Raw genomic sequence first — 21,748 nt, forward strand, 5'->3', positions numbered from 1 at the left:
GCCTCAGGCGACCTCAAACACGCCTTCGACCTCGACCGCCGCATCCGCGGGCAGGGAGGCGACGCCGACAGTGGTGCGGGCATGACGGCCCTTGTCACCGAAGGCGGCGACCATCAGGTCGGAGGCGCCGTTGAGGACCTTCGGCCCGTCCAGGAAGTCCGGCGCGGAGTTGATGAAGCCGCCGAGGCGCACCACGCGCACGACCTTGTCGAGGTCGCCCAGCGCCGCCTTGACCTGGGCCAGCAGATTGACGGCGCAGCCGCGGGCGGCCGCGGCGCCGTCTTCGATGGTCACGCCGGCGCCGAGCTTGCCCTTGGCGATCAGCTTGCCGGCGGGATCGAAGCAAACCTGGCCGGAGACGAACAGCAGATTACCGGTGCGCACGAACGGCACGTAGTTTGCCACGGGGGTGGGGGCCTCGTGCAGCTTGATGCCCTGTTCCGCCAGCTTCTGCTCGACCGTGCCCGCCATGTCCGACCTCGTTGTCCAAAAATCCATCCGCCCCGGCGCATCCCTTGCAGGCCGGGCGGGCCCTGTTTCGCCCATCGTGCCGCCACATGCAAGCAACCGTCGGGGTGGCATTTTGTTGAGGCAGGGCAGGAGGTTCAATGCAAAGGCCGCAACTTTACGTGAAACGGCCTCAGTTGCGACGCAATGGAACGGTCATTAAAATGTCGAATCTGCGCTTTCCTCAGGAACCAGACATGCTGCACCTTTTCCGGACTTCGCTCGGTGTGACGGCGCTCGCGGCGGCCGCTCTCGGCCCCGGAGGTGGGGCGTTGGCCGCGAACGGTCCGTTTCTCGCGCATCAGGCGCTCTATGATCTGAGCCTGGTGAAATCGCGCTCGAATTCGATCAACAGCGCGCGCGGCCGCATCCTCTACAATTTCACCGGAAGTTCGTGCGAGGGCTACACCTCCGAATTCCGCCAGGTTTCCGAGCTCGACAGCGGCGAGGGCAAGGTCACGCTCAGCGACCTCCGCTCCAATTCCTGGGAGGACGCCGGCGGCAAAAGCTACCGCTTCAAGATCGAGACGCGGATGAACGAGGCGGATGCCGGCCGGGTCGACGGCTCGGCTGAGCGCGACGGCGACCACATCAACGTCAAGCTGAAGCTGCCGGCCCCGAAGAGCTTTACGCTCGACGGCAAGATCGTATTCCCGACCGAACAGATCCAGCGCATCATTGCCGCCGCCAAGGACGGCAAGTCGCTGCTCGAACTCTCCGTCTATGACGGCTCCGACGATGGCCAAAAGGTCTACAACACGCTGACCGTGATCGGCCAGCCGATCCCCGCCGAACGCGAAGGCTCGCCCGATCCCTCGACGTCCGACGAGCACATGAAGTCCCTCAAGCGCTGGCCCGTCACCGTCAGCTATTTCGATCGTGAGGCCCAGCAGAAGGAAGGCGAGCAGACGCCGGTCTATGCGATGGCGTTCGAGCTCTACGAGAACGGCGTCTCGCGCCAGCTTGTGCTCGATTACAACGATTTTGTGATTTCGGGCGCGATGGGCAAGTTCGACGCGAAGGACAGCAAGCCCTGCAATTGAGGGCTGGCCTGCAACGCGGTCTCTGGCTACGCTCCTCCCAACCACAAACATCCGGGAGGCTCGTCATGCCCAAGCTCGATCATCTCCGTCCCAGCGGCCTGCATCACAATCCCGCCTATTCGCATGTCGTCACCGCCACGGGGGCGCGGACGATTTACATCTCCGGCCAGGTGTCGGTGGATGAGGAGGGGCGGATCGTCGGCGAGGGCGACATCGCCGCGCAGACCACGCAGGTGATGCAGAATCTCGGGCACGCGCTGAAAGCAGCCGGCGCGAGCTACGCCAATATCGTGAAGATCACGACCTTCGTCGTGAACTACAAGCCGGAGCTGCGCCCGATCATCGGCAAGGCCCGCTCGGCCTTCTTCGAAGGCATGGAGCCGCCGGCGAGCACGCTGGTCGGCGTCTCGGCGCTCGCCGCGCCGGAATGGATGATCGAGATCGAGGCGGTGGCTGTCGCGGATTGAGATCTTTCGCTACAAGTGTGTTGCGTTGGACATCTCTCGCAGAAGAACCATCGCGTCGTCAGCCCTGTCTGCCGGCACAAACAAATGATCGTGGTGGAACGCCGAAACGGCGTTCACGCTGATGCCGGCTGCGGCGAGACGTGCCGTGATCGCCGCCAGGAAGCCGACCGCATCGAGTGCGGAGTGAACCGTCAGGGTGATCAGGCACGATGCAAATGCGTGGCGTAGTCCTGCCGCTTCGGCCTCTTCGCGCAGGAGCACCAGCGTCGTTCCTTCCTGCTCGCAAAACGTCAGCAGTGGACTGAGCGCTGCGGGAACTGGCTCGTTCGTCGGGATCGTGCAGAACACGAAGATGCCCGGCCGCATCTCCGGCTTCATGTGTCTCAGCAGTGCGTGGAGGTCGCATTCGCCTGTCATCACTCCTGCGCCTTTTCCGGCCCCTCATACGCGATGCCGCGGATCACTGCGGCGCTGCCGAATTTCTTGCGCAAGCTGTCCACCGCGCGCTCGGCATGGGCGGCGCGGCGGTCGAGCATGTCGGTGTCGTCGGCGACTGAACCCTCGCGCAGGGCGCTGACGCCGGCGCCCATCAGGCGGAAGGCGGTGCCGTCGATCTCTTTCGCCAGCATCTCGCGGCAGATCGAGAAGATCTTCGCGGCAAGCTGCGTCGGGGCCGTGATCGACTGCGAGCGGGTGCGCTGGCGGAAATCGGCGGTCTTCAGCTTCAACGTGACGGTCAGTCCGGCGAGCTCGCTGCTCTTAAGGCGAGACGACGTCTTTTCGCACAGCCGCCACAAAATCTTCTCCAGCGTCGCGAAGTCCCGGATGTCGGTCTCGAACGTCGTCTCGCTCGAAATCGTCTTGGCGCCCCGATCGGGCTCGACGCGGCGGTCGTCGATGCCGCGCGCGAGTCGCCACAGCCTGCGGCCGTCACTCGGAAACTGCCGCATCACCTCGATCTCGTCGGCCTTCTGCAGGTCCGCGATGATGCGGAAGCCGCGTTGCACCAGACGCTCCTGCGTCGCGGGTCCAACGCCGAAAATGAAACCGACCGGCTTCTCCGCCAGCATCAGGCGCGCTTCGTCCTGGTCGAGCGCAGCAAACCCGCGCGGCTTGTCCAGGTCGGAGGCGATCTTCGCCAGGAACTTGTTGCAGGAGAGGCCGACCGAGACGCTGATGCCGATGTCGCGCTCGATGTTGCGTGCGAACCGCGCCAGCACCTTGGCCGGGATCATGCCGTGCACCCGCTCGGTGCCGGAGAGATCGAGGAACGCCTCGTCGATCGAAAGCGGCTCGACCAGCGGCGTCAGCGCTTGCATGGCCTGGCGCACCTCGCGCCCGACCCGGACATATTTCGCCATGTTCGGCGGGATCACGGCTGCATGCGGGCAGGCTTCCAACGCCTTGTACATCGGCATGGCCGACCGCACGCCGTAGGTGCGGGCGATGTAGCAGGCGGCCGACACCACGCCGCGCTTGCCCCCGCCGATGATCACGGGCTTGTCGGCGATGTCGGGATTGTCGCGCTTCTCGACGGTCGCGTAGAAGGCGTCGCAGTCGATATGGGCGATGGTCAGGCTTGCGAGCGCGCGGTGGCGGGCGAGGCGGGGGGAACCGCAGGCGGAACAGCGCCGCACGCCCATATCCAGATCGGCCGAACAATCCCGGCAGAAGCAGCGGGGCCCGGCCGTCTCCAAGGAGGTCACGGCACGTCGCGCTCCCAATTGGGGTCGCCGAGCGCGTCGCCGAGAACCTGCCGCGCTGCGGCAACGTTGGTCGGATGCAGTTCCGCCGTGCTGGCAAAAGCCTTCACGGTGGCGTCGTCGCGCATCACGAAATCGAGCACGCTCAGCAGGAAATTGGGGTCCGAGGCGGCATTGCGCAGCATCTCCGGGCCGACCCCTGTCTCGGCCAGGAACAGGCCCAGCCGCTCGGGTTCGCCCGCGACGAAAGACAGCGCCTGAAGCGCAACGATTTCAGCGACTTCGCGCGGGTTGTGAACAGGCTTTTTCACGTGGCCGGTTTGCCTTTCCGTTAACTTTCGGTGTCTACTTTGGGGCCACCATGCCCGAGTCTCGTTTCCAAGTCTCTTGCCCAGTCCCTTACCCAAGTCTTGCGACCCCCGACAAGCAACTGGAAACCACATCGCAGAAAGTCGGCCCTCGGGTTTAACGAAACTCAAGCGAATTCGAGGCTAGTTTGAATCCAGTTTTCGAAGCGCCGGCGACCGGCGCCTGAGGCGTCACATGCATCGGTCTGCGGACCAATCAGGAGGGCGGGATGGCTAAGACCGTCCTGATCGTGGAAGACAACGAGCTCAACATGAAGCTCTTCCGCGACCTGTTGGAGGCGCACGGCTACCAGACCACCGGCACCAGCAACGGCTACGAGGCGCTCGACCTCGTTCGCAAGATGCGGCCCGACCTCGTGCTGATGGATATCCAATTGCCGCAGGTCTCGGGCCTGGAGGTGACGCGCTGGATCAAGGACGATCCGGAGCTGCGCAGCATTCCCGTCGTCGCCGTCACGGCGTTCGCGATGAAGGGCGACGAAGAGCGCATCCGCGAGGGCGGCTGCGAGGCCTATTTGTCCAAGCCGATCTCGGTCGGCAAATTCATTGAGACGGTCCGACGTTTCATCGGATAGGAAGTGAGTTCACAGTGTCCGCGCGTATTCTCGTCGTCGATGACGTCCCTGCCAACGTCAAGCTGCTCGAAGCCCGCCTGTCCGCCGAATATTTCGACGTGATGACCGCCGCGAACGGCACCGAGGCGCTGGCGATCTGCGCCCGCGCCGAATGCGACATCATCCTGCTCGACGTCATGATGCCGGACATGGACGGTTTCGAGGTCTGCCGCCGGCTCAAGACCGATCCGGCCACGCATCACATTCCCGTCGTGATGGTCACCGCGCTCGACAGCCCGTCCGACCGCAACCGCGGGCTGGAAGCGGGCGCCGACGATTTCCTGACAAAACCCGTCTCCGATGTCGTGCTGATCGCGCGCGTGCGCTCGCTGACCCGGCTGAAGATGATGACGGACGAGCTGCGCATGCGCGCCATTACCTCGCTCGAGATCGGCATGCAGGCGCCCGAGCGCAGTGCGATCTCCGACACCGGCAAGGGCGGCCGTATCCTGCTGGTCGACGACCGCCAGTCCTCCTATGAGCGGCTGGCGACGATCCTCGCCGCCGAGCACACCATCGACGTCGAGCCGAACCCGACGGAGGCGCTGTTCCACGCCGCCGAGGGCAATTACGATCTGCTGATCGTCTCGCTCGACCTCAACAATTTCGACGGCCTGCGGCTGTGCAGCCAGGCGCGCTCGCTGGAGCGAACGCGGCATGTGCCGATCCTGGCGATCGCCGACCCCGAGAACGCGACGCGGCTGCTGCGCGGGCTCGAGATCGGCGTCAACGACTATCTGCTGCGTCCCATCGACAAGATCGAGCTGCTGGCGCGCGCCCGCACCCAGATCCGCCGCCGCCGCTACACCGACCATTTGCGCGACAACGTGCAGAATTCGATCGAGATGGCGATCACCGACGCGCTCACGGGGCTCCACAATCGCCGCTACATGGAGAGCCATCTCGCGACGCTGGCCGAGCAGGCCGCAACGCGCGGCAAGCCGCTGGCGCTGATGATCCTGGACATCGACTACTTCAAATCGATCAACGACAATTACGGCCACGACGCCGGCGACGACGTGCTGCGCGAATTCGCCGTGCGGGTGCGCAAGTCGATCCGCGGCATCGACCTTGCCTGTCGCTACGGCGGCGAGGAATTCGTCATCGTGATGCCGGAGACCGATCTCCACGTCGCGGGCATGGTCGCCGAGCGCCTGCGCCGCTCGATCGCCGGCGAGCCCTTTGCGATCCACAAGGGCACCAAGCGCATCGAGGTCACGATCTCGATCGGCCTGACCACGCTGGAGCAGAAGGGCGAGGCGGTTGGCGACGTGCTCAAGCGCGCCGATACCGCCCTGTACCGCGCCAAGCACGACGGCCGCAATCGCGTGGTGTCGCACGCGGCGTGAGGCCGCTGGCACACGCCCGCGTAAAAAAACGCGAAAACAACCCCATGCACAGTAGCCGACACTAGTCGGATCAATGGCTTACGTCGGCTGCAAAACGGCTGATGCGCACAGCATTGCCGTTTGACTCGTCGGGCAAAACAGGAGCATCCTGCTAGCATCCAACATCCACAAACTCTGCTGTCATCCCGCTAGCGAGGAATCCGGCACGCCACGGCGAACAAGCGGGCGTCCACCCTTCAGGTCAGGGAGGATAGGGCTCCGACCATTCTGCCTTGGCCAGGGCCGCGCCCGTGCTGGACTTCGCGATGACCTCATAAGTGTACAGGCCGGAATTGCAGGGGCCCCAGGTTCGCAAGCTCTCCGGCTTCACGATGTTGTCTGAAGGAAATGGGATCTCCTGGCCGCCCATCTCGTAGTTCTTCTCTCTGCGAAACTTGACGACGATCGTGCGCGTGCCGGGCGGAACACTCTTCATCTTGATTTCGGGATTGGGAAAGACGGTGGTGCAGGGCCGCGGAGGTCCAAATGTGAATTGGATCTTCATCTCGTCGGCCGTGGCCGGGGTGCAGATGATCAGAAATGAAATTGGCAGCAACGACGAAAATCTAATCATGGGCACGCCTCAAAAAGAAACCAGTGTATCGGCAGGGCCGCCTGATGCCAAGTTTACTCCATGTCTCGCCCTCGCAGCGCTAGGCCTCGTCCACTCCCTTCAGGACGTCACAGAAAAGGCCCGCCGTAGCGGGCCCTGTGGGGATGGAGAAAGTCCGGGTCACTTCTGATCGACGTTGCTGGTCCCCGAACCGGGCGTACCGATCGGCAAGCCGTTCGCCGCATGACCGACGCCAACGCCCGGCGCACTGACGGCTCCTGGAGTTTGGTCCTGTGGAAGCGTCTTGATCCCCGTTCTTGCCTGCTCCGCGGGGCTCATCTGGCCCTTGTTGTCGCTGTTGGCGCCATTGGTGGCCGTGATACCGGACCTGTCGGTCCCGTTTGGCGTGCCCGCCTGTGCTCCTGACGCGGTGTTGCCCGCGCCGGTGGTGGTCGGTGTGCTCGCAGTATTCCCGTTCGGCGTCGGGGGCTGAACGTTCGGGTTGGTTGGAGAGTTGTTGGTGTGAGCGCCGGTTGAGGTTCCGTTTGTGCCCATGCCGGATGGCGCCGAGGGGCCTCCATTGGCGGCGCCAGACGTGCCAGTGCCTGCGCCTGAGCTGGCGGATGATCCGGACGCGCCGCCGCTCGCAGCTGCGCCACCCGCGCCTCCGCCGGCACCGCCGCCACCACCTCCGCCGCCGCCTTGTGCGAAGACGGGAGCGGCAACAGCGAAGGACAGTGCGGCTGTAAGAAGAAGCGATTTTCGATTCATGACCTTCTCCGGTGTAAAGAAGGTCAACTACGCCGAAATGACGATGGTTCCTCTCAGTCCAATCGCTTCAAGAGATCGAAGGGTGAAGCACGGCAAACGGACCTTGCGGTGCGTGCTTTCCGATCCGGACTTCTTGCGGCGAGCGGCGGGTTCTGATGTTGCAGCTGCTTCAGGGATGCCGGGCCGGCCGCTTGCCTCGCTTCACCGTAGTCTGATCTCCCACCGTCACCCCCGCATTCCGCAGCAGCACCGTCGCCGCTTCCTTCGCGGCGCGGGCCATTGCGGGGTCGTCGCGGACGAGGTCCTGCGCGATCGAGCCGTCGACCAGCAGCACGAGCTGCGTTGCGAGCGCCTCCGCGTTCGCAACGCCGAGCTCGTTGAGGCGGTCGCGAAACCAGATGCGGCGGCTTTCCTTGAAGGCGATTGCGATCTTCTTCACGGCGCGGTCGGCCGGGCCAAGCTCGGCGACCGCATTCACGAACGGGCAGCCGCGAAAGTCTTTTGCGGCGAAGCGGCGCTCCAGCGAATCGAAGGTGGCGAGGATCTGCTCGGCCGCCGGCTTGTCCGAGGGGCGGGGCTGCACGAAGCGGCGCTCCAGGTAGGCGGCGATCAGCGCGTCCTTGGAGGGGAAGTGGTTGTAGAGCGTGCGCTTGGAGATGCCGATCTCGGCCGCGATGGTGTCGACGCCGATGGCGCGAATGCCCTGAAGATAGAACAGTTTGTCGGCGGTCTCGAGAATCCGCTCTTTCATCGTCTGTGGGGCGGGCGGGGGAGCCATGCGGCGGTGAATGTCCTGTTTGCTTGACTGCGCACGCTATTCATAGCCTAAGTACACAGGTCTGTGTAACCAAAATCAACTGATATTGCAGACGACGGCGCTCGCGCCGCGCCGATGAGGGAGACAAAAATGCCCCTGTTGCAGGTCCTGCGCCCGACATTGCCCATCCTGATCGGCGCCTCGATCATGCTGACGCTGAGCATGGGGCTGCGACAGAGCCTCGGCATCTTCATGCAGCCGCTGACCCACGACATCCATCTGTCGATCTCCGATTTCACGCTGGCGCTGGCCGTGCAGAACCTCGCCTGGGGCTTTCTCCAGCCGCTCGCCGGGGCAATGACCACGCGCTACGGCTTCCGTCCGATCATGATCGCAGGCTCGTTCATGTACATCGCGGGCCTGGTGCTGATGGCAACCGCGAACGGTCTCGTCGCCATCATGATCGGCGCCGGCGTGCTGATCGGCACCTCGCTCGCCTGCACCGCGGCGGCAATCGCGATGTCGGTGGCGGCGCGCGCGGTGCCCGCGACGGTGCGTTCCACCGTGCTCGGCATCGTCTCCGGCGCGGGCTCGCTCGGCGCGCTGCTGTCAGCGCCGATCGGGCAGATGCTCAACGAGGGCTTTGGCTGGCGCATTGGGCTGGCCGGCTTCGTGGTGATGTCGGTGCTGATGATCCCGGCGGCCTGGTATGCCGGGCGCGTCGACGCGGTCCCGCTGCCGAAGCCCGCGACTGACGAGATCGTCGATGCCACGGCGATGATTGCAGCGAAGACCGCCTTCGGCAATGCGTCCTTCGTGGTGATGACCTGCGCCTATCTCGTCTGCGGCATGCAGCTCGTGTTCCTCACCACGCACCTGCCGTCCTATCTCGCGATCTGCGGCCTCGATCCGATGCTGAGCGCGCAGACGCTCGGGATGATCGGCGGCTTCAACGTGCTCGGCTCGCTGTTCTTCGGCTGGGCCGGCCAGCGCTGGAACAAGCTGGCGCTGCTCGGCGGCATCTACGTCCTGCGCTCGCTGGCGCTGGCCTGGTACTTCATGTTGCCGGCGACGCCTGCCTCGACCTTGCTGTTCGGCGCAATCATGGGCTTCCTGTGGATGGGTGTCGGACCGCTGGTCGCGGGCGCGGTTGCCGAGATGTTCGGCCTGCGCTGGCAGGCGATGATCCAGGGCCTCGCCTTCATGAGCCACCAGATCGGCAGCTTCCTCGGTGCCTACGGAGGCGGGCTGCTCTACGACGCGCTCGGCTCGTACACGATGGCCTGGCGCATCGGCGTCGCGCTGGGGCTGGCCGGCGGCATCATCCAGGTCGCGTTTGCGCTGATCCGGCCGTCGCAGCCGCCGGCGCCGGTGTTGCGGACGGCGTAGGCGAGGCGTCCAGCGGCTTGAGCGAACTTCGTGGAGCGCGGCATCATCAAACGGAGTGGTACCGCTGCCCCGATCAGTGCCCAGCGCCGCGCCCAATTTGGGACTTCCGTAATTGGTGCGAAGCGGACCTTCACGGTAATGCCCGCTGGGCGCCGCTTGAACCCATTGCTGACTCTCGAGAGAAGCTGAGCAAAACCAATGAGCGACATCCTCCGCCTCCGATGCGGGCGGCAGGCGTTGTTCGCTGCAAGGCTCATCAATCAAAACTGCCTGAACTTCGCTGGACGGTGTCCAGCGAAGCTCAATGCTGGTATGGGTCGGAAGATCGATCCGACAGCATCCACGAGGGTCGCCGATCAATTCAGCTGACACTCACGATTGGAAAATTCCGGCGCGTCGTCTGGCGTTATAGGCCACCTCGCGCTTCCCAGTAAGTGGGTGTCCCATAATACCGGTGGGTTCGCGTTTCCCAATCTCGATCCTGCCAGGAGTCATCGCTGAACTCCGGCGCATCCCTGAGCTGTTGCTCTGTGATATTGGTTCGGAAGCCCTCGATCGACGTATCATACGTCAGAGCGCTCCATGGAATGGGGTAGTGGCTGTGACCCAAGCCAACAAATCCGCCGAAGCTCATGACTGCATAAGCTACGCGGCCTGACACCTTGTCGATGATGAGGTGATCAATCTCACCGATATTCTTTCCATCTGCTCCATACACCTCGGTTCCCTGAATGTCTTCGCTCGAGATGCAGTGATGATCCGGGTGGGCCGTTGCGCGGGCCATGACTTTGTCTCCCTCACAGGTGATTTTGGCGGCTTAACTTGGCAGCTACGAGGACGTTCCTGCGTTGAGCGCCGCAGCGCCAAATCGACGCGATTGGTCCGTAGCTGACCTACGGAGCGCGGCCAGTCGAGGACCGCTAGTGGGCCCAAAGCGGACTCCAGCGCATCGCGCTGCCCCTGAGGGAGTAGCGAAGCCTCGAATAGCCTTGGAGCAACTTATGGGCGCACTTTCGTGACCGAGCCCGTTAACATAGTTAAATTGATTTGCTGGTTTTTCCCGATAGTTTTTTGCGCAGGGGAGAACATTCATGCGAAGCTCTCGCGCAATCCTTTATGCCCAACGACTTAGCGAACTCACCTCTCAGCTCTCAGAATTGGAATATATTCGAGGTCTAGTCGAAGAAGCAGAGCGAAGCGCCCGCAGTGTGCCTCCATTACGCTTGACACATCCTGCTTCGCGCCGCCTTCGAACTCGTGAACCAGGCGCCCTGTCTGTCCGCTTCCGTCGCCGCGCGCCACCAAGCTGGAATGCAGGCCCTATCAGCCCCTGACAACGACAACCAAGTCAATCGGACTTTGCTGGAGCCATTCCCCGACGGATGGTGGGCTTCCTCCTAAAACCTCTCCAAGCGCTCGCCTTCACTCCTGCTGAGAAGGAGGGGACGAGAAGCGCCAGCAATGAGAAGCGACTTCGCACATTGATACGCATCGCCGGCCGAGGGTCTAACCGTAGGCGTCGGTGGCTGAGAGACAATTCCGCGCTCCCGCCTGCATGTTAGGAGCGCAAAATGGCCGAAGAATTCAGCGCCGAGACACGTGCCTGCTCGAGCGAGCCAACGAACCATCGCTCAAAGTCGTCACTTAGCCACGGAACATCGCCCACTCGTCCCTGAGTGCGAACTAAATCTCCGACACAGGCTGCTCAACATAGTCGCCCTGCATACTGATGACCGGAGATTGCCGGGTCCGCGCACCTGACGACGCTTGAGGGCTTCGGTCCGCTGCCCCTGAGGAAGTTCCGAAAAGTGCGAAGCCGGACGAAACTTATTGTCGCACTTTGTGACCGGACTTATTAACATGGTTCAATTGATTTAATAATATTTAAGGTATTTAATCTCTGCGCCAGCTCCGGAGAGACCCCATGCCCGACGAAGACGATGACCGCCGCGAATTTCTGAAGACCTGCGGAAAGTTCGCGGTGGTGACACCTCCAGCCATAACGCTGCTGCTCTCCACCTCCCTCACGTCCGATGCAATTGCTAAATCGGGTGCGAGCGCGGTCCATCACCACGGCAACAATGGCTGGGGTAACGGCGGCGGCGATGGTAGTCCCAACGGCAAGGACGACAGAGGCCGCTGAACATTTGTAGGCGGAACGGCAGTTTGGAACGACTCGTCAGTTACCAAGTTTTCCCAATGCCCATCCCCAAGTGGGTGATTCAGTCGGGCCCCAGCTCTTCCCCCATTGCCCCCCGGGAGCTGGGGCCCATTTTGTTGCGCCTTCCGGCGCCGGTTTCGGAGCTTCGACAACATTCAGTCATGAAGCAACAAGGAGGGATCCGCATGCCGATCCAAGTCGTGATGGACAGTACCGGCGACAGCCGTCACTTTTTCGACGCCAACGATGCACGAGAAGTAGCCAAGGCGGAGCAGCGATTCCGCGAGCTGAGGAACGTCGGCTTCACCGCCGCGGTCCGGACCGGTTCAAATCAGGTGTCGCAGATCCGATCGTTCGACCCCACTGCGGAAGAAACTCTCTTCTTCCCCAGGCTGGTCGGCGGCTGAATCGCTGAGCCGTGTGGCTGTTCAGGCCGTCCCGGCCGGGTGAACGCTCACGGATGAGGGCTGCAAAGGCGCTGTTCATTAGACACGGCGCCGAGAGCACTCCCGAAGGACGCGCGCTGCTGCTGCTGCGGCATTGCCTCTCGCCCCTCCAGCGGCGGCAATTCACGCAAACAGGCTATTTCGATGTGGTCGGCGGCGATACGGGCAACCGCTATAGGATCTATGCGGGAGCGGCTGCGAATGTCTGCGAGATCGGCGAAAACGGTCGCCCAAAGATCGGCTTGTGCTTCCTGCCCGTTGGCGATCTTCCGATTGGCGACGTCATGCTGGCCCAGAAGATCGCGCTCGAAACGTGCGAGGCCAGCGCGCTCGCAGTAGCCCGAAAGTTCACTCCCAGCGGTTTCTTGTTCAGCCGGTCCCGCCCGCTTCGCTAGCCGCGGTGTTGCGTCAGTCAAGTTTGGGCGTCGGTGACGTCTCCCATTGGCCCATCTGCGACCTCGAAGGCCTTCAGGTCTGCGGCCGATGTTGGCGGTAAACCGGACATCTGGCGGGCGGCCGCTTAATGAGTACACGCCCTTCTGTAATGGGCCCGATGATGTCAAGCCTCCCGGTGAACGTCGCGCCGCCGAGCTCATGCTTCTGTCCGTGGTCAACGCCTGGCCGCCACATCATGCTGTCAGAGGGAGCGGTGAGCCTATCTAGATACGCGTGGTTCGTCGGACGACGGCCACTGGGCGTGTAACGGCTTCACCGCATCCACCGTCCCGGCGACGGGACTTCGGGCACTGGGCTTCTGTTCAGCCCGGTTGCATTCCGGCTCTTCTCCTCGTGCTCTATGCTGCGATCGGGCCCGTTTCAGCCCATCGGTAAGTTGTGCCGTCGACCCAGATCCGATGCAGGATCACTGCAAGCTTACGTGCCAAGGCAACTTTTGCGCGCTTCGAGCCTCGCCGCTTGGCGACGTCCATCCCCCAGCGCTTAAGTTTTGAGAACCGCGTGATGCGCGATAGCAAAACGTTGGCGGCTTCATACAATACCGTGCGCACCATCTCGTCACCGGCCAGCGTGATTCCGCCCGTGACGTCCTTTTCTCCCGATTGGTACTTCTTTGGCGTGAGCCCGAACAGCGCACCTGCCGCCTTCGATTTCGCGATGCGATGAGGGTCATCAATCGCCGATTTGTAGGTGATGGCCACCAAGGGACCAACCCCCGGCACGGTCATAAGCCGGCGACAGACCGCATCGTCACGCACAGTTGCCAGCACAGCCTTGTGCAGCCTTCCGTACTCTGCCTTCAAGGCAGATCGCGCCGAAAGCATCGCACCGGCAATGCGCTCTAATGTCGCCTGACCAGTAACCAACTCTCGGATCCGCGCTTCGAAATTCCTCCGCGTCACCGGGCCAACCTTCAGCCCGAAGCCACGCAAAATCCCTCGGATACTTAATTCCACATCGATAAGTCGCCCGAGAAGCTGTTTGCGCGCGATCAGGAGTGCCCGGATCTCCTGCGCACCGACCGACTTTGCGTGCACCGGCTGGAACCAGCCCATCCGGATCAACTGGGCTATCCCGCGGGCATCCTTGCGATCAGTCTTTACCGTCATCGCCGATAATGCGGCCTTTACGTGCCGTGTTTCCAGCAGAACCGTTTCGAATCCTGCTTTTCTCAGCCCCGCATGCAGCCATTGGGATAGCGGCCCAGCCTCCAGCCCGATCCGCTCCACTGCAAAGCCGAGCGTCTCAAAAAACTCAACTAAGGCGTCGGGTTCGCTTGCGACCTTCGCCTCTCTCAGGATCTTACCCTGGGCATCCACAACGCACACGCTCGACAGTTCCAATGACACGTCGATTCCGGCATAGTTCTCCACGGCTGTCCTCCGTCTCTAGATGCTTGGGGCCGACTCAAGTCGTGACCCCGTCTCATCATCTATCGGGGGACAGCCACCATCATGACCCCTTCCTCGGAGCAGGGCCCATTACGGCATCTGGCAGGGCGGAAGCGCATGCTTCGTCTCCATCGCGGCGGATAATCCAGCGGGCATCCGAGCTGCTGGTGATCGCCGGCCGGTCGCGCGCATCAATGGGCGTGCGTCTCTCAGGGACGAATGTGGATAATCGTATTCCCCTTGCGTCGCTTGGTCGGATTTAACGCGGCGACGGCATCATCGAGGGTCGAGACGTTGCCGATGTTCGTCCGCAGTCGTCCGTCCCGCACCCGCCGTACGATCTCACTCAGTTGGGCTCGATCGGACTCGACGACGAAGTCGACCGCCAGGCCATCGGAGGGCCGCGTCTCGGCCGGCCCCACGATCGTCACCAATGTTCCTCCGGCTCGGATCAGTGCTGCGGATCGCTTCTGGATGTCACCGCCGATGACATCGAAGACCAGATCGACCTTGCCCACGTCCTTCAGGGTATCGTTGTCGAGGTCGACGAACTCCTTCGCGCCGAAGTCGAGCACCGTCTGACGGTCGGCGGCGCGTCCAGAGCCGATGACGTAGGCGCCGGCCTCTCGTGCGAGTTGCGTCACCATCGATCCGACTGCGCCGGCCGCGCCGTGTGCGAGGACGCTTTGCCCCGCCTGAAGGCGGCCGTGTTGGAACAGCCCTTGCCACGCCGTCAGGCCCGAGATCGGCAGACTCGCACCTACCGTAAAGTCGACGTCGCCCGGCAGCGGTGCAAGGTTGCGTGCCTCGATCGCCACATACTCGGCCAGCGTGCCGTCGCGATACCAGTCCGCGAGGCCGAACACCCGCTGTCCGACTGATAGTCCCGTTGTGCCATATCCGAGGGCGGAGACCACTCCGGCCAGCTCGTGCCCAGGGATCGACGGTGTTCGGTCACGTTCGAGGCGATCGGTCCAGGTCGAGGGCCACGCCAGCTCAGTCGGTACAAATCCCGACGCATGAACCTGAACGACGACGTCGTTTATCGCTGCCTGCGGCTCGGGCCGGTCCATGAGCTTCATCCCGGCCCTTCCTGCGGCCTGGTCCGTTACAACGATCGCCTTCATGGGAATTATCTCCTCGGTCATTTGTCTCTTGGGCGAATAATGCAAAGAGCGTGGACGCACCGGCATCCACAGAATGTCAGGCTGTGTGGAACTCGTGTCTTCGTGTCCGCAATCTCCGCTCTCCGCATTGACCGGGGCTCCCACTCATCCTGATGGATAGGGATCGCTCCGGTCGCCGGTCGTCAGCGAATAGATGCGTTGCGCCCGGCTATAAAACAGGACCAAGAATGCCGATTTTGGCTGTACCAAGCGCGAGGGCCGCCTCCCGATACAACCCGATTGTGCCAAACGGCTCCACTGGCTGCCGAGATTTGCTCGGTGATCGAGAGCGCCTTGAGACGGCGAACAGGAATCGAGGTTGCGGACGGTTCAGTCTTTCGCGCGCAGCCCCGCTTCGATGCGCTGGATCAGTTGCTCCCGCAGCGCAGGCACCACGTTTCCGAGGACGACGAAGGTGCGGACGATAGGCAAATACGGCTCCATTGCCGCCGTCAACTCCGCCAGAGACATGCCGGCCAGCCGCGCATATTCGGATTGCGCCGCCGCATTGGTCGCGCGCGGCCGCTCCGGATTGTCGGCTATTTTCGGGCCGAGCTCGGACAGGATGACATGCAAGAACCCAAGATCGAGGGCGGCGGGCCCGCGCATCGCGAAGGTCCAGTCGACGAGCTTGGGGCCTTCCGCAGTCATGATCACGTTGCCGGGGCTAAGGTCGCAATGGCAAAGCCCGCCGCCGGTCGACAGGCGATCGATCAGGGTGAGGATGTCAGTGGCGACGTGCTTCGGGACCTTGCCGTCGTCGTGCCGCAACTCGCTCTCCATATACGCGCGCATGGAGGGGAGCTCCGGCGGTGGCGACGTCTTGTGAAGAGACATGGCCAGAGCCGCGATGATCGCGCCCGCCTGTTCGAACGTCACCGCGCCGGTGCGGAGAGATGCCGCAGGGTCGGTCCGTCGAGGCGCTCCAGCACGATGCCGAAGCGCCCGTCCAGCGTCACCTCTCCCAACACCGCCGGCACGGGGACGCCGGCGGCGTGCACGGCGCGGATCATGCGTACCTCGTGTCGGCCGAGCAGATGAGAGACGCCGGCCTTAAACAGCTTCACGACCTGACCGGGCGCCCAGGCGTAGGCCTCGGAGAAGGCGCCTTCACCGATCTTTTCCCCCAGCGATCCCTGCATGTCCGTTCTCCGCCGCGCAGATGAAACACCGGCGGCGAGAAAAAAGGAACCCTTCCCGTCGCGGGGGCAGCCGGACATTATCATCGCGTTTCAACCTGCAGAGACCTTCGATCGCAGTCGCAGCCTCGGGGCCGTGATCGGCCACTTGTGACGTATAGCGGTCAGACGAAGTCGGGGATAAAACAGCGTTCAGGAAACTGGATCCAAAACCCATGGCTTTTTGGACAGCGGGCGCGGTTGGGTTGTTGATCGCCTATCTCCTTGGCTCGGTCCCCACGGGCCATCTGGCGGGGAAGCTGCTCAGGGGCATCGACATCCGAAGGCATGGCTCCAAGTCCACCGGGGCAACGAATGTCTTGCGCACTCTCGGCAAGGGGGCTGCCTTGTTCGTGCTCGTCGGCGATGTGCTGAAGGGCGTGGGTGCCATCATCGTCGCGCGTTCGTTCTGCCCTTGGCTGTACGCGGAAATATCCCCGCCGCCGACAGCGTCTGATCTGCATGTCTGGGTGCCATGGGCTGTTTGTCTGGCTGGACTTGCTGTGCTGTTGGGACATAGCCGATCGATCTGGCTGAACTTCACGGGCGGCAAGTCGGCTGCCGCGGGGCTCGGTGTGTTGCTGGCGATGTCTTGGCCCGTCGGATTGGGGGCTGCAGCCGTCTTTGGCCTCGTGCTGGCTATGACCAGGATCGTTTCCTTGAGCTCGATGCTCGCGGCTTTGACGTCAATCGTTCTTGTCTGCGCGGTCGAGCACCCATTGCCGTATCGGTTGCTGGTGATCGGAGGCGGCCTCTACGTGATCATCCGCCATCGTGCCAACATCCAAAGGCTTTTGGCGGGAACGGAGCCGCGTCTGGTTCGAAATGGCCAGGGTACGAAAGCGGAAGTGCAGGTTTAGCAGACGACTTATTTGCCGCGCTTATTGAGGTGCAGCAACGCTCAGTTGTCGAACGGCGCTGAGCGATATCAATTCACAATAGCGAACCCAACGGAGGGAACATGGCCTTCAGATCAGCGAGCTTTGTCCTCAACGCTGGAACATGGGAGGCCAAGGTAGGAGACCGTCCGTTTCACGGTTATTACTCATCCATACTGACCAGCGAAAATGGACAACTGAGGATTATCGAAGAAACGGTTGCAGTCGCAGCGCCCTGATCGTCTCGGTGATCAGCCGAAGCGGGAGCGCATAGCGGAGGCGACAGTTCCAGAAGCACGCTTCCTCGCGCTCTCGTGCCCCGGCGCAGCGCGGCGCTTCTTTAGCGGTGCGTTGCAGAGCCGGGGCCCAGTCGCTGGTTGTATTGTGTGGCTTTCTGGGTCCCGGTTCTGCGCAGCAACGCTTGCGCGTTGCAGCGCGCCCGGGACACGCGAGCGCCCAAGACGGGCCAGAAAAAGCCCATTCAAGCTCCGTGACGTCCGCGAACTTACGACAGGAGAGCTAAGTTCAACTGCGCCAGAAAGCCGGCGGACGGGATGGACTAACGCGTGCGTCCTGACCGCTTGAGATCGGCGACCTTAAACCTGTTGCCGGCGGCCAGACTGCTGCACAACCAGTGAGCCTTGTTTCGGTTGTCGCCCAGGAACGTCCTGGTTTCGACGCAGTCCAGGTAGGATTTGTGGGTGATGGTGTCTCGGCAGGTCGGCGAGAAAGGTCCGTAGTCTATGTTGCCGCCCGACACGCTGCATCCAACCCAGGGATCTTTGCCGCTTGGGAAGCTTGATGCACAGCCACCGTTGCAGCTGCTGGCGACTTTCTCCAGGCTGGCAATCCTCCCCATCACAGAACCCGGCGCATACGAAGGCGTTCGCGCGACTGACGTTTGAGCTGTTGAGGCAGTCCGACGCGGCGCAATTGTGTTTGCTCCTCGCTCCGACACGTGCGGCCTTGCCACCTGTTTCGGCGCGTCGACCGTGACGGGAGGAATCGTGGCGGCGGAGCCGGTTGGGATTTGCGACGCTGCCGGCGCGCACAGCAAGACGGTCGACAAGACAGCGATGGTTGAAGGCACGACAAGGCTTGATGCGAATCTCATGACCATGTCCTTCCAAATCCGGACGGAAATTTCCGCCCGGCAAGTGCACGGTAACATACATTCGGGAGCGAGCAACCGAGGGTTGAAAAAAATCTGGCCATGACTCGCTGTGCCCAGCTCGCAGCGTAGCGTCACGTCCACGGGGCGCTGCTGCGTATCCGGACACGAGAGAGGGGCCAAAATAAAACGGGACCCGAAAGGGCCCCGCAAAAGTCTTCTACGTTCCGCGATCTTACTTGATCTTGGCTTCGCGGAATTCGACGTGCTTGCGCGCCACGGGGTCGTACTTCTTCTTGACCAGCTTGTCGGTCATGGTGCGCGAATTCTTCTTGGCGACGTAGTAGAAGCCAGTGTCGGCCGAGGACACGAGCTTGACCTTGATGGTGACCGCTTTGGCCATGTTCAGAACCTCAGGAATGAAGGGAATCTGGAGCCGGCCAAATGGCCCGCGTTGGCCGGCAACCTAGCCAGAAACCGCCTGATGTCAAGATTTTAGGGCTCGAAAAGCACCCAGATCAGGCCGATTACGCCTCGAAGAACCGGTTTTTGGGCCGAGGCAGGCCCAGATTCTCTCTCAAAGTGGGCCCTTCGTACTCTTTCCGGAAAATCCCGCGGCGCTGCAGCTCCGGGACCACCTTGTCGACGAAATCGTCGACGCCGGCAGGCAGGAACGGGAACATGATGTTGAAGCCGTCGGAGCCGCACCCGACCAGCCATTCCTCCATCTGGTCGGCGATGGTTTTGGCCGTGCCGACGAAGGATAGCCCGCCATAGCCGCCGACGCGTTGGGCGAGCTGGCGCACCGTGAGCTTGTCGCGGGCCGCGAGGTCGACCATGCGCTGGCGACCGCTCTTGCTGGCATTGGTCTCCGGGATTTCCGGCAATTGCCCATCCGGATCGAAGCCGGAGGCATCCGTGCCGAGGATGACCGAGAGCGAGGCGATGGCGCTGTCGTAATGCACGCGGCTGTCGAGCAGCGCGCGTTTCTCCTTGGCCTCGTCGACGCTGTCGCCGACCACGACGAAGGCGCCGGGCAGGATCTTGAGGTGTTCAGGATCGCGGCCGACCTTCTCCATGCGGCCCTTGATATCGGCATAGAGTTTCTGGCTGTCGGCAAGGCTGCCGCCGCCGGTGAAGACGGCTTCCGCGGTCTCGGCGGCGAGCTGCCTGCCGTCCTCGGAGGCGCCGGCCTGCACGATCACCGGCCAGCCCTGGACCGGGCGGGCGATGTTGAGGGGACCGCGCACCTTCAGATATTTGCCGTGATGGTCGAGCACATGCATCTTGGCGGGATCGACGAACACGCCGCTTTCGACGTCGCGCACGAAGGCGTCGTCGGCAAAGGAATCCCACAGGCCCGTGACGACGTCGTAGAACTCGCGGGCGCGCTTGTAGCGCTCGGCGTGCTCCATGTGGTCGTCGAGGCCGAAATTCAGCGCCGCATCCGGGTTCGAGGTGGTGACGATGTTCCAGCCCGCCCGCCCGCCGCTGAGATGGTCGAGCGAGGCGAAGCGCCGTGCGACGTGATAGGGCTCGTCGAACGTGGTCGAGCCCGTCGCGATCAGGCCGATCCGCTCGGTGACGGCCGAGAGCGCCGACAACAGCGTGAAGGGTTCGAACGAGGTGACCGTGTGGCTGCGCTTGAGCGCATTGACCGGCATGTTCAGCACGGCGAGGTGATCGGCCATGAAGAAGGCGTCGAACTTGCCGGCCTCGAGCTTCTGGATCAGCGTCTTGATGTGGCCGAAGTTGAAATTGGCGTCCGGCCAAGCCCCGGGATAGCGCCAGGCACCGGTGTGGATGCTGATCGGGCGCATGAACGCGCCAAGCTTGAGTTGCCGTTGTGCCATCGCCCGGTGTCCGTTCTTGGTGTCGTTCCCGAAGACATAGGCACGCCGCGGAACTCCGCCATCGGGGGAGGTAGGAAGATTATTTTGTTTTTCGCGACGCCCTGAGCACATTCGCGTCATTCCGGGCCGCGCCCGGAATGACGGAGGAGTCCCATCGAACCGATCCACGGCTCACTCCGACCAAGCCATGACTTTCGCTCCCGAGGAGACCTTCGATGGCAGGTGCAATGACCGTGGACGGGCGCATCGTCCGCATCGACCGGCCCATGCCCTGGGTCGGGCGGCTGCTGTCATTGCCGCTGCTGGCGGCGAGCTTCTATCTGCTGTGGAATGTCGCGCTCGGCCTGCGGCAGGATTTCTCCGGTTTTGGGCGGCTCGCCGATGATCTCATGCCGGTGCTGGTGTTCACGGGACTCGGGCTGCTCGTCGGCATCCCCGGAATCATCCTGCTCACCTTTCGCACCTTCGTCGTGCTGAACGAGACGCTGCGCCAGATCGTCATCACCAGGCAGTTCGGCCCGCTGAATTTTCGCAAGCATCGCGATCTCGCCGATTATCATTTCATCAGCATGACCGACGAGGACGATCCGGAGCTGACGACATACGATGTCAATCTCTGCGGCAACAAAGGGACCGAGCCGATCACGCTGATGAGCTTCACCAAGCGCGAGGAAGCCAGTCGCTTCGCCAGCGAGCTCGGGCGAGTGCTGAACCTTCCCGCGCGCGACTATGTCGGCACCGAGCCCGACGCGGACAATGCGGACGTCACGAACTGATCAGCTCAAAATATCCTTCTGCATCTTGCCGCCGTAGAAATGGAAGAACGGCACCGGCGCATCGTGGCGGAGCGGGCCGGTGGCGAGGCGCGCGTCGAGCTCGTTGAGCACATTGCGTGTCATCGGATGCAGATCGGCGAGCGGCTTCGAGCCGAGCTCGACCCAGACCAGTTCGACAAGCTCTGCATCGGCATGGATCACGCCGTCGACGCGATGGGTGATCGCGGAGGCGTCCGCCGTGAAGAAGCGCGTGTCGAACCGCTTGACGCGGCCGGGCGGGGTGATCGCGCGCGCGATCAGGAACAGGCTGGAGGGATCCGGCAACAGGCCCGCATCCGCGAACGGCTTCCAGGCGCCTTCGAGTTTTGCCTTGCCCTCGGCCTTGCGTCCCAAGCAGAGACCGGTCTCCTCGCAGGCTTCGCGGATCGCGGCGATGGCCAGCGATTTTGCGCGCGAGGCCGGCGTCTTCGGGCTGCCCTTGGCGAGATTGGCTTCCAGCTCGGCGGTGATCGGCGCCGCGCATGGTACGCGATAATCGTCCTTGTCGACGCGGCCGCCGGGAAAAACGAACTTTCCGGGCATGAACACCACCTTGTCGTGGCGCTTGCCGACCAGAACTTTTGGAATGGCTCCGCTGCGGTCGACCAGGATCAGTGTCGCGGCATCCCTAGGGCGGAAATAGGGATAATGATCGGCTTCCTTGCCCTCGTGGATCTTTGCCTTGTCGGCTGCCTGCGACGTATCCGTCATGTCCTCACCCAAACCAATTCTT

Annotated in this window: 24 protein-coding genes and 1 pseudogene; 10 read left to right on the plus strand and 15 right to left on the minus strand. The window is 62.8% G+C overall.

Annotation, left to right across the window (positions count from 1 at the left end):
- Positions 1 to 3 precede the first annotated feature (3 nt).
- Positions 4 to 471: a RidA family protein gene (locus tag RX329_RS19960; RefSeq protein ID WP_007611287.1), complete on the minus strand. Its 468-nt coding sequence runs from the start codon at positions 469 to 471 to the stop codon at positions 4 to 6.
- Between the two features lie 233 nt (positions 472 to 704).
- Here RX329_RS19960 and RX329_RS19965 point away from each other — a divergent pair, with 233 nt between their 5' ends.
- Together RX329_RS19965 and RX329_RS19970 are read left to right on the plus strand one after the other, a co-directional pair.
- Positions 705 to 1,550, plus strand: a complete 846-nt coding sequence (locus RX329_RS19965) for a cell envelope integrity EipB family protein (protein ID WP_007611285.1) — start codon at positions 705 to 707, stop codon at positions 1,548 to 1,550.
- Positions 1,551 to 1,615: 65 nt separating this feature from the next.
- The gene (locus RX329_RS19970; RefSeq protein WP_085351382.1) at positions 1,616 to 2,017 is read left to right on the plus strand and encodes a RidA family protein; all 402 of its coding nucleotides are present in this window, start codon (positions 1,616 to 1,618) and stop codon (positions 2,015 to 2,017) included.
- A gap of 9 nt (positions 2,018 to 2,026) precedes the next feature.
- Here RX329_RS19970 and RX329_RS19975 read toward each other — a convergent pair whose 3' ends face one another.
- Genes RX329_RS19975 through RX329_RS19985 form a run of 3 tightly spaced genes read right to left on the minus strand, consistent with a single transcriptional unit; the run spans position 2,027 to position 4,031 of the window.
- On the minus strand, positions 2,027 to 2,434 hold the full coding sequence (locus RX329_RS19975; protein WP_317246342.1) for an ACT domain-containing protein: 408 nt from the start codon (positions 2,432 to 2,434) through the stop codon (positions 2,027 to 2,029).
- Positions 2,434 to 3,660, minus strand: a complete 1,227-nt coding sequence (locus RX329_RS19980) for a DNA polymerase IV (RefSeq protein WP_249799937.1) — start codon at positions 3,658 to 3,660, stop codon at positions 2,434 to 2,436. Before RX329_RS19980 ends, RX329_RS19975 begins: the two co-directional genes overlap by 1 nt.
- A gap of 59 nt (positions 3,661 to 3,719) precedes the next feature.
- Positions 3,720 to 4,031, minus strand: coding sequence for a DUF3572 domain-containing protein (locus RX329_RS19985; protein WP_027518410.1), 312 nt, complete (start codon positions 4,029 to 4,031; stop codon positions 3,720 to 3,722).
- A 266-nt stretch (positions 4,032 to 4,297) separates the two neighbouring features.
- Here RX329_RS19985 and RX329_RS19990 point away from each other — a divergent pair, with 266 nt between their 5' ends.
- Positions 4,298 to 4,663 (plus strand): response regulator, encoded by a 366-nt coding sequence (locus tag RX329_RS19990; protein ID WP_007603272.1) that lies wholly within the window; start codon positions 4,298 to 4,300, stop codon positions 4,661 to 4,663.
- Between the two features lie 14 nt (positions 4,664 to 4,677).
- Positions 4,678 to 6,051, plus strand: a complete 1,374-nt coding sequence (locus RX329_RS19995; protein WP_018455158.1) for a PleD family two-component system response regulator — start codon at positions 4,678 to 4,680, stop codon at positions 6,049 to 6,051.
- A 241-nt stretch (positions 6,052 to 6,292) separates the two neighbouring features.
- On the opposite strand, the gene RX329_RS20000 is transcribed toward RX329_RS19995, so the two are convergent.
- The 3 genes from RX329_RS20000 to RX329_RS20010 all read right to left on the minus strand — a co-directional run bounded on the left by RX329_RS20000 (position 6,293) and on the right by RX329_RS20010 (position 8,192).
- Entirely contained in the window at positions 6,293 to 6,664 is a 372-nt protein-coding gene (locus RX329_RS20000) for a hypothetical protein (RefSeq protein ID WP_085395621.1), read from the minus strand.
- 159 nt (positions 6,665 to 6,823) lie between these two features.
- Positions 6,824 to 7,414, minus strand: coding sequence for a hypothetical protein (locus RX329_RS20005; protein ID WP_085351444.1), 591 nt, complete (start codon positions 7,412 to 7,414; stop codon positions 6,824 to 6,826).
- Between the two features lie 169 nt (positions 7,415 to 7,583).
- Complete coding sequence (locus RX329_RS20010) at positions 7,584 to 8,192, minus strand: TetR/AcrR family transcriptional regulator (RefSeq protein ID WP_085395622.1); 609 nt, start codon at positions 8,190 to 8,192, stop codon at positions 7,584 to 7,586.
- A 129-nt stretch (positions 8,193 to 8,321) separates the two neighbouring features.
- Between RX329_RS20010 and RX329_RS20015 the strand changes: the two genes are divergently transcribed.
- The gene (locus tag RX329_RS20015; RefSeq protein ID WP_247297033.1) at positions 8,322 to 9,560 is read left to right on the plus strand and encodes an MFS transporter; all 1,239 of its coding nucleotides are present in this window, start codon (positions 8,322 to 8,324) and stop codon (positions 9,558 to 9,560) included.
- Between the two features lie 406 nt (positions 9,561 to 9,966).
- On the opposite strand, the gene RX329_RS20020 is transcribed toward RX329_RS20015, so the two are convergent.
- Positions 9,967 to 10,344 carry a PRC-barrel domain-containing protein gene (locus tag RX329_RS20020; protein WP_018455153.1) on the minus strand — a complete coding sequence of 126 codons (378 nt, stop codon included), beginning with the start codon at positions 10,342 to 10,344 and terminating at the stop codon, positions 9,967 to 9,969.
- Between the two features lie 1,140 nt (positions 10,345 to 11,484).
- On the opposite strand from RX329_RS20020, the gene RX329_RS20025 reads away from it, so the two are divergent.
- From RX329_RS20025 to RX329_RS20035, 3 genes are all read left to right on the plus strand, one after another.
- Positions 11,485 to 11,703, plus strand: coding sequence for a hypothetical protein (locus RX329_RS20025; protein ID WP_085351389.1), 219 nt, complete (start codon positions 11,485 to 11,487; stop codon positions 11,701 to 11,703).
- A 203-nt stretch (positions 11,704 to 11,906) separates the two neighbouring features.
- Positions 11,907 to 12,128 carry a hypothetical protein gene (locus tag RX329_RS20030; RefSeq protein WP_026232889.1) on the plus strand — a complete coding sequence of 74 codons (222 nt, stop codon included), beginning with the start codon at positions 11,907 to 11,909 and terminating at the stop codon, positions 12,126 to 12,128.
- A gap of 53 nt (positions 12,129 to 12,181) precedes the next feature.
- Positions 12,182 to 12,562, plus strand: a complete 381-nt coding sequence (locus tag RX329_RS20035; protein WP_018455151.1) for a hypothetical protein — start codon at positions 12,182 to 12,184, stop codon at positions 12,560 to 12,562.
- A gap of 399 nt (positions 12,563 to 12,961) precedes the next feature.
- Here RX329_RS20035 and RX329_RS20040 read toward each other — a convergent pair whose 3' ends face one another.
- The 4 genes and pseudogenes from RX329_RS20040 to RX329_RS20055 form a co-directional block, all read right to left on the minus strand.
- The gene (locus tag RX329_RS20040) at positions 12,962 to 13,996 is read right to left on the minus strand and encodes an IS110 family transposase (RefSeq protein WP_247287488.1); all 1,035 of its coding nucleotides are present in this window, start codon (positions 13,994 to 13,996) and stop codon (positions 12,962 to 12,964) included.
- Between the two features lie 227 nt (positions 13,997 to 14,223).
- On the minus strand, positions 14,224 to 15,141 hold the full coding sequence (locus tag RX329_RS20045) for an NADP-dependent oxidoreductase (protein WP_085395626.1): 918 nt from the start codon (positions 15,139 to 15,141) through the stop codon (positions 14,224 to 14,226).
- A 369-nt stretch (positions 15,142 to 15,510) separates the two neighbouring features.
- A pseudogene (locus tag RX329_RS20050) lies at positions 15,511 to 16,065 on the minus strand (phosphotransferase); the annotation flags it as partial.
- Entirely contained in the window at positions 16,056 to 16,322 is a 267-nt protein-coding gene (locus RX329_RS20055) for a hypothetical protein (RefSeq protein ID WP_245329521.1), read from the minus strand. The gene RX329_RS20055 and the pseudogene RX329_RS20050, both read right to left, overlap by 10 nt.
- A gap of 212 nt (positions 16,323 to 16,534) precedes the next feature.
- Between RX329_RS20055 and plsY the strand changes: the two genes are divergently transcribed.
- Entirely contained in the window at positions 16,535 to 17,218 is a 684-nt protein-coding gene (gene plsY, locus RX329_RS20060; protein WP_085395627.1) for a glycerol-3-phosphate 1-O-acyltransferase PlsY, read from the plus strand.
- Between the two features lie 1,364 nt (positions 17,219 to 18,582).
- On the opposite strand, the gene rpmG is transcribed toward plsY, so the two are convergent.
- Positions 18,583 to 18,750 (minus strand): 50S ribosomal protein L33, encoded by a 168-nt coding sequence (gene rpmG, locus RX329_RS20065; protein WP_007603295.1) that lies wholly within the window; start codon positions 18,748 to 18,750, stop codon positions 18,583 to 18,585.
- A 124-nt stretch (positions 18,751 to 18,874) separates the two neighbouring features.
- Entirely contained in the window at positions 18,875 to 20,200 is a 1,326-nt protein-coding gene (locus RX329_RS20070; protein ID WP_317246343.1) for an LLM class flavin-dependent oxidoreductase, read from the minus strand.
- Positions 20,201 to 20,415: 215 nt separating this feature from the next.
- Here RX329_RS20070 and RX329_RS20075 point away from each other — a divergent pair, with 215 nt between their 5' ends.
- A complete protein-coding gene (locus tag RX329_RS20075) occupies positions 20,416 to 20,976 on the plus strand; it encodes a hypothetical protein (protein WP_085395629.1) in 561 nt (186 codons plus the stop codon).
- On the opposite strand, the gene RX329_RS20080 is transcribed toward RX329_RS20075, so the two are convergent.
- On the minus strand, positions 20,977 to 21,726 hold the full coding sequence (locus RX329_RS20080; protein ID WP_085395630.1) for an NUDIX hydrolase: 750 nt from the start codon (positions 21,724 to 21,726) through the stop codon (positions 20,977 to 20,979).
- Positions 21,727 to 21,748: the final 22 nt, after the last annotated feature.

The organism is Bradyrhizobium sp. BWC-3-1, assembly GCF_032917965.1.
GTDB classification, from domain to species: Bacteria; Pseudomonadota; Alphaproteobacteria; order Rhizobiales; family Xanthobacteraceae; genus Bradyrhizobium; species Bradyrhizobium canariense_D.